Annotated in this window: 12 protein-coding genes and 1 riboswitch; of the genes, 8 read left to right on the top strand and 4 right to left on the bottom strand. The window is 63.5% G+C overall.

Translation table 11 applies throughout. The annotated features are described in order from the left end of the window. Window positions 1-103: 103 nt before the first annotated feature. Window positions 104-210: riboswitch (TPP riboswitch) on the top strand. A 104-nt stretch (window positions 211-314) separates the two neighbouring features. Further along, on the top strand, window positions 315-1,766 hold the full coding sequence (locus AVE30378_RS17115; protein ID WP_129242066.1) for a sodium:solute symporter family protein: 1,452 nt from the start codon (window positions 315-317) through the stop codon (window positions 1,764-1,766). 36 nt (window positions 1,767-1,802) lie between these two features. Here AVE30378_RS17115 and AVE30378_RS17110 read toward each other — a convergent pair whose 3' ends face one another. Further along, on the bottom strand, window positions 1,803-2,231 hold the full coding sequence (locus tag AVE30378_RS17110) for a VOC family protein (RefSeq protein ID WP_129242065.1): 429 nt from the start codon (window positions 2,229-2,231) through the stop codon (window positions 1,803-1,805). A gap of 356 nt (window positions 2,232-2,587) precedes the next feature. Here AVE30378_RS17110 and AVE30378_RS17105 point away from each other — a divergent pair, with 356 nt between their 5' ends. Next, the gene (locus AVE30378_RS17105; protein WP_129242064.1) at window positions 2,588-3,340 is read left to right on the top strand and encodes an SDR family NAD(P)-dependent oxidoreductase; all 753 of its coding nucleotides are present in this window, start codon (window positions 2,588-2,590) and stop codon (window positions 3,338-3,340) included. Here the strand turns inward: AVE30378_RS17105 and AVE30378_RS17100 are convergent. From AVE30378_RS17100 to hisD, 3 genes are read right to left on the bottom strand one after another with little or no spacing between them, the layout of a single operon-like run. Next, a complete protein-coding gene (locus tag AVE30378_RS17100) occupies window positions 3,333-4,340 on the bottom strand; it encodes a LacI family DNA-binding transcriptional regulator (RefSeq protein ID WP_129242063.1) in 1,008 nt (335 codons plus the stop codon). The two genes, AVE30378_RS17105 and AVE30378_RS17100, sit on opposite strands and share 8 nt — an antisense overlap. After that, the gene (locus AVE30378_RS17095) at window positions 4,337-5,104 is read right to left on the bottom strand and encodes an SDR family NAD(P)-dependent oxidoreductase (RefSeq protein ID WP_129242062.1); all 768 of its coding nucleotides are present in this window, start codon (window positions 5,102-5,104) and stop codon (window positions 4,337-4,339) included. Before AVE30378_RS17095 ends, AVE30378_RS17100 begins: the two co-directional genes overlap by 4 nt. Next, window positions 5,101-6,420, bottom strand: a complete 1,320-nt coding sequence (gene hisD / locus AVE30378_RS17090; RefSeq protein WP_129242061.1) for a histidinol dehydrogenase — start codon at window positions 6,418-6,420, stop codon at window positions 5,101-5,103. Before hisD ends, AVE30378_RS17095 begins: the two co-directional genes overlap by 4 nt. 274 nt (window positions 6,421-6,694) lie before the next feature. Here hisD and AVE30378_RS17085 point away from each other — a divergent pair, with 274 nt between their 5' ends. The 6 genes from AVE30378_RS17085 to AVE30378_RS17060 all read left to right on the top strand — a co-directional run bounded on the left by AVE30378_RS17085 (window position 6,695) and on the right by AVE30378_RS17060 (window position 12,755). After that, on the top strand, window positions 6,695-8,053 hold the full coding sequence (locus AVE30378_RS17085; RefSeq protein ID WP_129242060.1) for an aminotransferase family protein: 1,359 nt from the start codon (window positions 6,695-6,697) through the stop codon (window positions 8,051-8,053). Between the two features lie 129 nt (window positions 8,054-8,182). Continuing rightward, window positions 8,183-9,403, top strand: a complete 1,221-nt coding sequence (locus AVE30378_RS17080; protein ID WP_129242059.1) for an ABC transporter substrate-binding protein — start codon at window positions 8,183-8,185, stop codon at window positions 9,401-9,403. A gap of 109 nt (window positions 9,404-9,512) precedes the next feature. Next, on the top strand, window positions 9,513-10,325 hold the full coding sequence (locus tag AVE30378_RS17075) for a branched-chain amino acid ABC transporter permease (RefSeq protein WP_165360219.1): 813 nt from the start codon (window positions 9,513-9,515) through the stop codon (window positions 10,323-10,325). Between the two features lie 47 nt (window positions 10,326-10,372). Continuing rightward, window positions 10,373-11,296, top strand: coding sequence for a branched-chain amino acid ABC transporter permease (locus AVE30378_RS17070; protein ID WP_165360218.1), 924 nt, complete (start codon window positions 10,373-10,375; stop codon window positions 11,294-11,296). After that, a complete protein-coding gene (locus tag AVE30378_RS17065) occupies window positions 11,293-12,057 on the top strand; it encodes an ABC transporter ATP-binding protein (protein ID WP_165360217.1) in 765 nt (254 codons plus the stop codon). The genes AVE30378_RS17070 and AVE30378_RS17065 overlap by 4 nt, the downstream gene beginning before the upstream one ends. A 2-nt stretch (window positions 12,058-12,059) precedes the next feature. After that, entirely contained in the window at window positions 12,060-12,755 is a 696-nt protein-coding gene (locus AVE30378_RS17060) for an ABC transporter ATP-binding protein (RefSeq protein WP_129242056.1), read from the top strand. Window positions 12,756-12,788: the final 33 nt, after the last annotated feature.

Here is a 12,788-nt window from a genome sequence, read left to right as displayed (position 1 = left end):
GGGCGCCGTAAGCGGGCGAACTTAGCACAAATGCCGGACCGCGGGGCCGCTTGCCGTCCTGCGCAAATGCGTTGACATTGGCGCGCCGCTCTCCTAATCTTGCGGCAATTCCTGGGGGAGCCTCTTACGGGCTGAGATTCCGCGTCGCCGCGGTAACCCTTTGAACCTGATCCGGGTAATGCCGGCGAAGGGAAGGACATCGCAAGACTCGCGCGCCCTCCCTAGCTTTCCATTCATCTTGCGGTCCCCCTTGGTCGGGCGGGGCCGCCGCGTTGCGCGTCCGGCTGTAGCCGGCAGCGGGAGGACCGATCCTTATGCTGACCCAACCCGTCGCCCTGATGTGGCTGCTGCTGTTCTCGGGCGGCTTCGCCCTGGCCAGCGTCCTGTATACCCGGCGCAAGCGCGGCACGCTGGAAGACTATATCGTGGCCCGCAACAGCCAGGGGCCGGTCGGCACGATCCTGACCCTGATGGCGTCCACGCTGGGCGCATGGATCCTGTTTTCGCCCGCCCAGGCGGCGACCTGGGGCGGCCTGGCGGCGGTGATCGGCTACGCGCTGGGCTCGATGTCGCCGCGGCTGGTGATGATTCCGCTGGGCCGGCGCATGCGCGAACTGATCCCGCACGGGCACACCCTGACCGAGTTCCTGATGGCCCGCTACGGCCGCCCCATGTACGGGCTGGCGCTGTTCATCATGCTGTTCTACCTCTTCATCGCGCTGTCGGCGGAAGTCACGGCGATCTCCAAGCTGGTCGCCATGCTGGCGCCCGTGCCGCTGTGGGCGACGGCCGCCATCGTGATGGGCACCACCTTGCTCTACACCAGCTACGGCGGCCTGCGCTCGTCCATCTTCACGGACCAGGTGCAGATGATGGTGATCGTGCCCTTGCTGGTGGTCCTGTGCGCGGTCGGCTGGCAGGCGGCGGGCGGAGCGCTGCCCACCATCGAGGCGCTGCAGGCCAAGGCCCCCCAGTTGCTGGACCTGACCGACCCGGTGGGCGTAAAGGCGGGGCTGACGTTCTTCGTGGCGATCCTGCTGACCGGCATCTTCCACCAGGGCAATTGGCAGCGCATCTACGCCGCGCGCGACGCGCGCACCATGCGCAACGGCTTCCTGCTGGGCGGCGTGCTGGTCGCCCCGTTCATTTTCCTGATGGGCCTGTTCGGACTGGCCTTCGTGGGCCTGGCCCCCCAAGGCGACAGTTCCATCGCGCTGTTCAGCGTCATCATGCCGCACGCGCCCGCGTGGTTCGTGATCGCCCTGATCCCGCTGGGCCTGTCCCTGGTCATGAGCACGGCGGACACGGCGATCAGCGCCGTCTCCAGCATCATCGCGGTCGACCTGCGGCGCCTCATGCCCAACGCGGGATCCATGACCATGAAACGCCTGGCGCGCTGGCTGGTGCTGCTGATGGCCATTCCCGTCATGATCGTGGCCTCGCAGGGATACAGCGTGCTGTACCTGTTCCTGCTGGCCGACCTGCTGTGCTCGGCGGCCGCGTTCCCGGTGTTCTACGGCCTCTTCAGCCGCAAGCATGACGGCCTGACGGCCACCGCCGCGACGATCAGCGGCCTGGCCGCCGGCCTGTTCTACTTCCCGGCGCCAGGCGACAAGCCGACGTACCTGCTGGAATCCTTCCTGCTGGCCGCGCTGGTGCCGGTCGCGACCACCGTGCTGATGCGCTGCCTGCTGCGCGGCCGCAAGGAATTCGATTTTTCGACCCTGAGCGCGGCAGTGCGCAGGCTGGACCAGGACACCGTCTGAACCGGCGGCGGGGCCGGCGCGCCCCGAGGGCGCCGATCAGCGCGCGATGCGCACCGAATCCGCGCTCCGGACGGACTCGCCATGGAACACGGCTTCGATATTGTTGCCGTCCGGATCCAGCACAAACGCGGCGTAGTAGCCCGGGTGGTAGGAACGCTCGCCCGGCGCGCCGTTGTCCCGTCCGCCGTGCGCCAGCGCGGCCCGGTGGAAGGCGTCCACCATCGCCCGGTCCCGCGCCTGGAACGCCAGGTGATGGCGTCCGGTGAGTTCGCCTTCCACTTCGTCGCTGTCGGAAGACCCGATGAACAGCTCGTCCGCCCAGAAATTGTGCTCGTCGGAGCCGCCCACGGGGATGTGCAGGGCCTCGAAGACGGCGCCGTAGAAGACCTTGCTGGCGGCCAGGTCCCGCACGACCAGGCCGATGTGGTCTATCAAACGGCCGCGGTGCAGTTCTCGTGTCGCCATGGATAGCTCCCGTTGGAGGATGCCGGAGCACGGAATTTACACCGACTCCACCGGGCGCGCATCGCGAGCTGGAAATGTTCTCTCTGGGTCCCGTGATGACGATCGGACGAATCGATGCTCTGTCCCGCGGGGGTTGTGCGATTCTCCAGACTTCGATATACAGAAGGGCCTCGATTGAGGAAACGCTGCGCGCGGATTACCCCTATCCGAAGATGGAACAAGGATGAGAACGGCACTGATCGAATTCCCGGCGAACTGGGCGCCGATGTTTTTCTTGCAGGGGCTGCGCGCGATCAGCGCCCGCCTGGCGCGTATCGAAAGCGCGTTCGACGGTTGGGACGGGAGGCCCTGACATCATGTCCGACCTGAAACCGCCGCGGCCCGTCGCCCTCGTCACCGGTTCAACTTCCGGCATCGGCGAGGCCATCGCCCGCCGGCTCTCGCACGAAGGCTACGCCGTCATCCTGCATTCGCGCAGTTCGGTCGAAACCGGCCGCGTCCTGGCCCGCGAATTGGGCAATGCGGCATACGTCCAGGCGGACCTGTCGGTGGATGCCGACAGGGTAAGGCTGGTGCGGGAGGCAACGGCGCGGTGGGGCAGGCTCGATGTCCTGGTCAACAATGCCGGCATCAGCCAGGTGATTCCCCATGCCGATCTGGCGGCGGCAACGCCGGACGTCTGGCATACCCTGCACGAGGTCAACGTCGTCGCGCCGTTTCGCCTGGTCGCCGAAGCGGAGTCCGCGCTGCGCGAGGCCGCGGCCCGAGGGAAGGCCGGCTGTGTGGTGAACGTCAGTTCCCATGCGGGCGTCAGGCCCAAAGGGGCGTCCATTCCCTATGCCGCGACCAAGGCCGCCTTGAACCATGTCACGCGTTTGCTGGCGCTTTCGCTTGCCCCGGCCATCCGCGTCAATGCGGTTGCTCCGGGCCTGGTGGACACGCCGCTGACCGCGGATTGGACGCAGGCGCGGCAGCTATGGCAGGACAGGGCGCCGATGCGCCGGTCCGCCGGCCCGGAAGAAATCGCCCAGGTGGTGGCCATGCTGGTGGCATCGGACTACCTGACCGGCGAGATCCTGCTGGCCGACGGCGGCTTGAATCTCACCTGACCGTCTCGCGCTCGACCAGCACGCACGGCACGACAATGTCGCGCGCCGGGGCCTGGCCGGACATCCGTTCGCACAGCAGCGTCACGGCGGCGTCCACCATGGGTTCCACGCGCTGGCGGATGGTGGTCAGCCGGTACGCTCCCCAGGCTGCCTGCGGCACGTCGTCAAAGCCGATCACGCCTACGTCTTCGGGGATGCGCAAGCCCAGCTCCAGGCGCAGCACGTCCATGGCCGCAATCGCCATGTGGTCGTTGGCGACAAAGACGGCATCCGGCCGATCGGCCCGGTCGAACAGGCGCCGCACGGCATCCTGCGCGCCTGTGAAGCTGTAGTTGCCCGTGTCGCGATACGCTACGCGCGTACCCAGTTCGGCCAGCGCCTGATTGAAACCCCGTTCGCGTTCCATGCTGGTGGAGGAGTCTTCCAGCCCCGCCAGGAACGCAATGCGTTGGTAGCCTCGCGCCACCAGCAATTCGGCCGCCAGCCGGCCGCCGGCGGCGTTGTCGGAGGTGACCGACCCGGTGGCGTAACGCGCCAGGCCGGCCAGGTCCGATACGCGGTTGAACTGCACGACCGGCACGCCCACGTCCAGGCAGCTTTTCGCCAATGTGGGAGACAGCATCGCCGACGCCAGCACAATCCCGTCGACCTGGTATTGCAGGATGTCGGCCAGCACGCCGTCCGCGCCTTCGTCGATGTTCGCGATGAACATCAGCACGTGGTAGCCCTGTTTCTGCAGTTTCTGCGACAGTTTTTCGATCACCAGCGGATAGAACTGGTTTTCCAGGTAGCTCATGACCAGTGCAACGATCCGGCTCTGGCGCGTGATCAGGCTGCGCGCCAGCGCGTTGGGCCGGTAACCCAGGCGCTGGGCGGCCGCCAGCACCTTGCGCCGCATTTCTTCGGACACGCTTGCGCCTGGCGTAAAGGTCCGGCTGACGGCCGACTGGGAAACCTGTGCCAGGTCGGCCACATCCTGCGCGCGGGGGGCGGTCTTCATGCGGCGGTCCAACCTCCGTCGAGCATCAGTGCACTGCCCGTCATCAAGCTGGACGCATCGCTGGCCAGGAACACGGCGGCGCCCATGATTTCATCGAGCCGGCCCACGCGCCCCAAGGCAATCCGCTCGCACACCCATTGCCGGAAGCCGGGGGCGTCGAACATGGCCGATGTCATGGGTGTTTCGATAAAGGTCGGGCAGATCGAATTCACCCGTATGCCATGGGCGCCCAGTTCCCAGGCCAGGGCCTTGGTCATGCCTTCCATGGCATGTTTGCTGGCGCAATACAGCACGCGGCGCGGGCTGCCCACGCATCCCATCTGCGATGAAACATTGATGATGGAACCGGGCCGCTGAGCCGCCAGCAGCCGACGCGCCACCGCGCGGCTGACGTACAGCGCCGCCTTGACGTTCAGGTCGAATACCGCGTCGATGTCCTGGTCCGTTTGTTCGACCAGGGGCGCCGGCCGGTTCATGCCCGCGTTGTTGACCAGAATGTCGTACGGCGCGGCATCCGCGACGGCGGCTTCCACGTCGGCCGAGCGGGTGACGTCCAGCACGACAAAATCGCTGGACACCTGTTCCTTGCGGAGCGCCGCGCATACGTTCCGCAGCTCGGCCTCGCGGCGCGCCGCCACCGTGACATGGGCGCCGGCCCGGCCCAGCGCGGCGGCAATGGCAAGCCCGATGCCGCCGCTGCCGCCCGTTACCAGGGCGCGTTGCCCATCCAGCCGAAAACTGGGGCTAGCAGGCAGTTCGGTCATGCCTGTTCCTTTACGGGCTCATACCAGGGCAGGTCGGGGCGGCGGCCATAGCGGCGCACGCGGATATTGGCCTGTTCGCCATGCCCCGCGAAGTTCTCCATATGGCACAAGCGAGAGCAGTATTCGCCCATGGCAACACTGGCTTCATCGGTCAGCACGCGTTGATAGGTGCAGGTCTTCAGGAACTTGCCCACCCACAGGCCGCCGGTGTAGCGCGCGTTGCGGTTGGTGGGCAGCGTGTGGTTGGTGCCGATGACCTTGTCGCCGAAACTGACGTTGGTGCGCGGTCCCAGGAACAGCGCGCCGTAGTTGGTCATGTTGTTCAGGAAATAATCCGGCTCGCGCGTCATGACCTGTACGTGTTCGAACGCCAGGTCGTTGGCCACCTGCGCCATTTCTTCCAGCGTGTCGCACACGATGACTTCGCCGCAGTCTGCCCAGCTTTGCCTGGCGACGGCCGCAGTAGGCAGTATCGTCAGTTGGCGTTCGACTTCGGCCAGCGTGTCTCCAGCCAGCTTTTCGCTATTGGTCAGCAGTACGGCGGGCGAGGTCGGGCCATGTTCTGCCTGGCCCAGCAAGTCGACGGCACACAATTCGCCGTCGACGCTGTCATCGGCAATGACCAGCGTTTCGGTGGGGCCCGCAAACAGATCGATCCCGACGCGGCCATACAGTTGGCGTTTGGCCTCGGCCACGAACATATTTCCCGGCCCAACCAGCATGTCCACGGGCGCCACGCTGGGGGTGCCTACGGCCATGGCCACCACGGCCTGCACACCGCCCAGCACCAGGATTTCATCGGCGCCCGCCATGTCCATGGCCGTGACAATGGCTGGGTGCGGCTTGCCTTGATACGGCGGCGCCGTGGACACGACGCGTTTTACGCCGGCAACTTTTGCGGTCAGTACGCTCATGTGGGCCGAGGCCAGCAAGGGGTATTTCCCGCCCGGGATATAACAGCCCACCGCATTTACCGGGATGTGCTTGTGGCCCAGCACTACGCCGGGATAGGTCTCGACTTCCACATCCCGCATCGAGTCGCGCTGGATCCGCGCAAAATTGCGGACCTGTTTTTGTGCGAACGCGATGTCGTCGATTTCACGGGCGGACAGTTGCTTGCGCGCCGCCTCGATCTCGTCGCGCGACAAGCGGAAATCCTGGGGATCCCAATTGTCGAACTTGCGGCTGTATTCGCGAACGGCATCGTCGCCCTCTTGTTCGATGTGGCGGATGATGCCTTCGACCGTGGCACGCACCTTGGCGTCGTCGTCGGTTTTGACCTCGGCCGTGCGGCCGCGTTTCAGGTATCGGATCATGGTGATGTAGCCCTGCGTAGGCAGTAAGTGATGGAACGGCGGGGCTCCACATTCAGAGCTTTGCATGCGTATGCAAATAAGGGAAAACCCTTGTTGTTTCGTGCCGCAATCAAGTCCGCACGATCAGCGGGAAAACCCCGATAGAACCTCATGTCGACTTCGATAGAATCCGTATTCACTGTCCGAAAATCGTCGCGTGGACATGGCAAATCCCCTTTAATTCTCATTTTCCCGCCTGGGTCTTCTGATCTCAATGTAGCGGGAGCAAAAAAATATGCCCACAACTGAATACGTATTCAATACCTCTGAACTAGATGTGCTGTTGAAACAGCCGTTGGGGGCGAAGCTGCCAGTGGTCGACCGGGCCGAAGGTGTCTACATCTACGACACCGACGGCCGCGATTATCTGGATGGCTCGGGTGGCGCCATGACCGTATCGATCGGCCATGGCGTGCGGCCGGTGCTGGACGCGATGCATCACCAGGCCGAACGCGTGTGTTTTACCTATCGTTCGCATTTCACCAGCGCGGCCGCGGAATCCCTGGCGGCCACATTGACCGAGCTGGCGCCGGCAGGCGTGACCCACGCGTTTTTCGTCAACAGCGGGTCCGAGGCTACCGAATTGGCACTGCGCACTGCCCAGCAATACTGGCGCGACCGCGGCCAGCCCGGCAAAACCCACGTGCTGGGCCGGGACATCAGCTATCACGGCATGACGATGGGCGCGCTTTCCATGTCGGGCCATACCGCCCGCCGCGCCGATTACGGCAACCTGCTGCACACGTTCGCGGTGGCTCCGCCGCCGTATCCCTATCGTTTTCCCCTTTCGGGCACGGATGCCGACGGCCATGGCGCCATGGTGTGGGACCGCATCATCCGCGAATATGGCGCGGACAAGGTCGCGGCCATCATTGTCGAGCCGGTGGTGGGTGCGGCGGGGGGCGCGCTGACCCCGCCCATCGGATACCTGCGTACGCTGCGCGAAATCTGCGACCGCCACGACGTGCTGCTGATTGCCGATGAGGTAATTACGGGTATGGGCCGCACCGGGAAATGGTTCGCCTGCGAGCATGACGGCGTGTCGCCGGACATGATTGCCACGGGCAAGGGCATGACGTCAGGCTATACCCCCATGGGCGCGGTGCTGTTTCACCAACGCATCATTGCCGCATTCGCTGCCACTGGAAAAACCGTGCCGTTCGGCCACACCTTCAGCGCAAACCCGCTAAGCGCCGCAACCTGCCTGGCGGTGGTGAATTACATGCGCGGCCGGAACGTGCTGGAAAACGTCGCCGCCCGCGGCAAGCAACTGGAAGCCGGCCTGCGGCGCCTGGCGCAGCGCTATCCGTGGATGGCGGACATCCGCGGCCGCGGTCTGCTGTGGGGCTTCGAGTTCGTGACCGATCCGCACTCCCGCGGCCTGCCGGAGGCCGCTTTGAACGCAAATGCGTTGTTTACCGCGCATTGCTTCCGGGCCGGCCTGATTGTCTACACCGCCGGTATTGCGCCATTGAACAACGCTACCTTGCTGGCGCCACCGTTGGTGATTACAGAAGTGGAGATGGACGATCTGCTTGCCCGCCTGGAGGCCGGGATGATCAGTTTCGCATCTGAAATGGGATTTACCGCATGACCGGCGCCCGCAAGGTGCGCAGTAACCATCACGGCCAGGTCCGCAGCCGATAAAGCATCAATAACCCATCCATCCTGGCCAGCACATATTCGCGCCGGGCAGATTGCCCGGCTTTTCAAGGGGAACATAATGATTTCAGGCAAAGGTATCGATCGCCGCACCGTACTGAAAGCGGGCGTCGCCGCATTGGGCTCGTCGCTGTCGGGAATATCCTGGGCCCAGGGTACCGGCGACTCGTTGACGATGGGCATCATTTCCCAGCAGACCGGTACGTTCGCGTATGCGGGAGCGCTGGTGTTGAAGGGCGCGCAGCTTGCCGTCGAAGAGCGCGGCGGGAACATTCTTGGCAACAAGATCAACCTGGTGGTGCGGGATGACGAGGGCAAGCCTGCCGTGGGAGTGCGCCGTCTGACTGAAGCGATCTCGTCGGACAAACTGCGCTATTTCGCCGGCAATTTCTCAAGCGCGGTCGGGTTGGCCGAGCTGGAGGTCGCGCGCCAGGAAAAGGTGCTGCAGTACGCGGCAGGCGGCACCGAGGACATCACGGGATCACGGTGCAGCCCGTATACGTTCCAGTGGTCGGCCAACGCCTACACGGCGCTGCGCGCCACGCTGGAATACGTCGCCAAGACCATGCCGGACAAGAAGAAAATCTACACCATTACCGCGGACTATGCGTTTGGCCAATCGCTGCTGCGATACGCCCAGGTGGCGGCCAAGGAGCTGGGCCTGGAACTGGTCGGCAACGACAACCATCCGTCGGGCGAACGCCAATTCACGCAATACTTCACCAAAGCCCTGTCGACGCGCCCCGACATTATCTGCCTGTTGACGGCCGGCGCCGACGCCGTATCGGCGGTGCGCCAGTTTCACAGCTTCGGCGTGAAGACCGTGCAGCTCGTGGGGCCGTGGACACTCGAAATCGAACAAATGCAGGAACTGTCGCCAGCAATGCTCAACGGCATGATCCTGGGTTTGAATTATTACCAGGACATCGATACGCCGGTGAACAAGTCGTTCGTCGAGCGCTATCTGAAGGCATACGACACGGTGCCGTCCTACGCCGCGGCGTATGGCTACGACTCGATGCGCACGCTTTTCATGGCCATGGAAAAGGCGAAGAGCATTGAGGTCGAGGCGGTGATCAAGACGCTGGAAGGCATGCAGTACGACAGCATCTTCGGCCCCACGCATATCGACGCCCGTACGCACCAGACCGTGCGGCCGTACTACGTCGTGAAATGCAAGGCGCCCGATGCCATGAAGAACAAATTCGATATGGCCGCCATCGTCTCGCAAGGCGAAAGCCCGCAGCCGCCCGAGCTGAACCAGTGCAAGCGCACGGTGTGAGTTCGATTGTGTACGACACCAGGCGCGCAGCGCCTGGGATTAATCCACATCAAGGCCAACCATGATTTCTTTGTTAGCCGCGCAACTCCTGAACGGGTTGGCGATAGGAATGATCTACGCGCTGACCGCGTTTGGACTCTCCATCATCAAAGGGCTGCTTAATGTCCCCAACTTCGCGCATGGTGCCTTCTACGCACTGGGCGCCTATGTTTGTTTCGCCGCCATGCAGGTCGGGATGCCGTTCGGGCTGGCGCTGCTGGTCGCGTTCGTGGGGCCCGCGGCGGTCGGCATCATCGTCGAAAAGCTGGGCGTGGCCCGCTTGATGAGCGGCCCTTATCTGTATCAGTTGCTGTTTCTGTTCGGCACGGCCCTGGTCCTGGAACAGTTGATCATCATTATTTGGGGCACGGTAGGGCTGAGCGTCCAACCGCCGGAAGCGCTGCAGGGCGCTTTCGACCTGGGATTCACCTGGCTTCCCAAGTACCTGGTTTTCAACGGCGCCATGGCCGCACTGACGATCGCCGTGGTCTGGCTGCTGATCGAACGCACCCGCCTGGGATCGCAGATACGGGCCGGTATCGACAAACGCGAAATGGCGCAGTGCCTGGGCATAGACGTATCCAGACTGGTGACCGCCGGGTTTGCGCTGGGCTCGGGCCTGGCCGGCCTGTCGGGCGGCCTGGTGCTGCCGCTGCTGGGCGCGAACGCAACCATGGGGGCGGACATGCTGTCGATCGCTTTCGTGGTGCTGGTGATCGGCGGCCTCGGGTCGTTGTATGGCGCGCTGGCGGCCGGGATTCTGGTCGGCATCATCCAGAGCGTGTCGTCCGTCTTTGTGCCGTCGGCCAGCACGGTGCTGATCTACGTGGCCATGGTTGCCACATTGATGATCCGTCCCCAGGGACTGTTCGGGGAACGCTGATGCAACGTACGCCTTCTACCCATCTGATGTCGGCCATCGCCGTCGCCGTGGCCATCGCGGCGCCGCTCTGCATGCCGATCAATATCGCCACCGAGATCATGATCTTCGGTATCTTCGCCCTGGCTACCTATCTGCTGATCAGCGTGGCCGGGCTTTATTCCTTTGGCCAGGCCGCGTTTTTCGGCGTGGGCGGCTATGTGGCGGGGTACGTGTACATCAACACGGAACTTCCGCTCATCGCGGGCCTGGTGCTGGCGGCGCTGGGCAGCGCGCTGGTTGCCCTGGCGGTCGGGATGATGAGCGCCAAGCGAACGGGCATCTATTTCATGATGCTGACGTTCGCCTTCAACCAGATGATCTATTACCTGGCATACAGTTGGCACAGCGTGACTGGCGGCGAAGACGGCCTGGGGGGAATACGCAGGCCGGACATCTCCATTCCCGGCATCGGGACGATCGATATTTCCAACCACGTGAATTTCTATATCCTGGCCGCGGTGGTGTTCGTTGTCGTATTCGCGGGCTTGTATCAACTGATAAACAGTCCGCTCGGGCTGGTGTTGAATGCCGCCAGGCAGAATGCCCGCCGCACCGCATCGCTGGGGTTTTCCGTCTACCGGGCCCAGTTGCTGGCATTCGTGATCGCGGGGGCGACGTCGGGCGTGGCCGGCGCGTTGTTCGCGATGCTGTATCGGATCATGCCTATCGATGCGATCGCGTGGACCAACTCCGGCACGGCGGTATTCATGGTGATCATCGGCGGCATGTCGTCGATCTTCGGTCCGGTGATCGGCGCGGCGATTTTCATCTGGCTGCAGGGATTCTTCAGCGTCATATGGGCGCGCTGGCCGCTGCTGTTCGGCGTCTTCATCATTCTGGTGGTGCTGTTCCTGAAGGGCGGCGCCATCGAGCTGTTCGATCGCGTGCGCCGCTTGTTCGGCTCCCGGACACAACAAAGGAGCGTGTCATGAGCGCAGCGATCAGCACCTCGACCTACGCCTTCGAGGCCCGCCACGTCACCAAGAAATTCGGCGCCAACGTGGTCATCGAAGACCTGTCCATCGGTTTCGAGCCCGGCATGCTGCACAGCATCCTGGGCCCCAACGGCGCCGGCAAAACCACGTTGTTCAACTTGCTGACCCGCGACCTGCCGGTCACCAGTGGCGAAATCCTGCTCAGGGGCGCATCCGTCACCAATCTGAAACCCCATCAGATCGCGCGGCGCGGGGTAGGGCGTTCGTACCAGATTTCCAGCGTGTACCTGGACCTGACCTTTCTGGAAAACGTATGGCTGGCCGCGTATCGTGCCGCGCATAAGGGGCGCACCGGGTGGTGGCGCAATGTGCGCAGCTACGACACCCTGCGCGTTCAGGCCAGCGAGCTGCTGCAAACGCTGGGTCTGGATCAATACGAAAACACCTTGGCGAAGTCGGTGTCCTACGGCGACCAACGCCTGCTGGAAATCGCCGTGACGCTCGCCACGCGGCCCGAGATACTGCTACTGGACGAGCCCACGGCCGGCCTGTCGCAGCGCGAAACCGAACGGGTAAAGACGTTCATTGCATCGATCAAATCCGACTACACCATCGTGATGATCGAACACAAAATGAACGTGGTGATGGAAATTTCCGATCGCATTCACGTCATGAGCCGCGGAGCGCTGATCGCCGCCGGGACGGCGGAGGAAATTTCAAAGAACCAGGCCGTACACGCCGCCTATTTTGGACTTTAAAAATGCTGCTAAGGATCGACTCGATCAATACGTTCTATGGTCCCAGCCAGGCCATTCACGGCGTGTCCTTCGACATAGGCAATCGCGAGGTGGTGGCCTTGCTGGGCCGCAATGGCGCGGGCAAGTCCACGACGCTGCGGTCCATCATGGGCCTGAACCCGGTCGCGAGCGGCACGGTCGCCTTCGACGGCAAGGATATCTCGCGCCATTCGCCGCAGGCCATATCCAGGCTGGGGATCACTTTGGTTCCGGAAACCCGGGATCCCTTCGTTTTGCTGACGGTAAAAGAGAACATCATGCTGGGGTATCGCCCAGGGTCTCCCTACACACTGGACCGGCTGATGGATCTGTTTCCGTTGTTGGAAGAGCTGCTCAAGAAGAAAGGCGGCGAGCTGTCCGGCGGGCAGCAGCAGATGATGGTAATGGCGCGCGGCCTGGCCATGGGGCCGCGCGTGCTGTTGCTGGACGAACCCTCGCAGGGCCTGGCGCCCATCATGGTGAAAGCCGTAGCCAACGTGTTGAAGCAACTGAAGGGCGAAGACTTGACCCTGTTGCTGGTCGAACAGAACCTGAACATGGCGCTCGAGATCGCCGACCGCGTCGTCGTGTTGGAAAACGGCTGCGTGGCCGACACCTTTACCAGCGAGGAGGGCCGATCGAACCCCGGCCGCCTTGAGCAATATCTTGCCGTGCACTGAGCGCCGCTCACGGCGACTGTACTCACATCGAAC

The organism is Achromobacter veterisilvae (assembly GCF_900496975.1).
Classification (GTDB): domain Bacteria; phylum Pseudomonadota; class Gammaproteobacteria; order Burkholderiales; family Burkholderiaceae_B; genus Achromobacter; species Achromobacter veterisilvae.
This window is presented reverse-complemented; position numbering and strand designations above follow the sequence as displayed.

Excerpts from the sequence above, each read along its gene's own strand:
- AVE30378_RS17115 (WP_129242066.1), top strand. The coding sequence starts at position 315 with ATGCTGACCCAACCCGTCGCCCTGATGTGGCTGCTGCTGTTCTCGGGC.
- AVE30378_RS17110 (WP_129242065.1), bottom strand. The coding sequence starts at position 2,231 with ATGGCGACACGAGAACTGCACCGCGGCCGTTTGATAGACCACATCGGC.
- AVE30378_RS17105 (WP_129242064.1), top strand. The coding sequence starts at position 2,588 with ATGTCCGACCTGAAACCGCCGCGGCCCGTCGCCCTCGTCACCGGTTCA.
- AVE30378_RS17100 (WP_129242063.1), bottom strand. The coding sequence starts at position 4,340 with ATGAAGACCGCCCCCCGCGCGCAGGATGTGGCCGACCTGGCACAGGTT.
- AVE30378_RS17095 (WP_129242062.1), bottom strand. The coding sequence starts at position 5,104 with ATGACCGAACTGCCTGCTAGCCCCAGTTTTCGGCTGGATGGGCAACGC.
- hisD (WP_129242061.1), bottom strand. The coding sequence starts at position 6,420 with ATGATCCGATACCTGAAACGCGGCCGCACGGCCGAGGTCAAAACCGAC.
- AVE30378_RS17085 (WP_129242060.1), top strand. The coding sequence starts at position 6,695 with ATGCCCACAACTGAATACGTATTCAATACCTCTGAACTAGATGTGCTG.
- AVE30378_RS17080 (WP_129242059.1), top strand. The coding sequence starts at position 8,183 with ATGATTTCAGGCAAAGGTATCGATCGCCGCACCGTACTGAAAGCGGGC.
- AVE30378_RS17075 (WP_165360219.1), top strand. The coding sequence starts at position 9,513 with ATGATCTACGCGCTGACCGCGTTTGGACTCTCCATCATCAAAGGGCTG.
- AVE30378_RS17065 (WP_165360217.1), top strand. The coding sequence starts at position 11,293 with ATGAGCGCAGCGATCAGCACCTCGACCTACGCCTTCGAGGCCCGCCAC.
- AVE30378_RS17060 (WP_129242056.1), top strand. The coding sequence starts at position 12,060 with ATGCTGCTAAGGATCGACTCGATCAATACGTTCTATGGTCCCAGCCAG.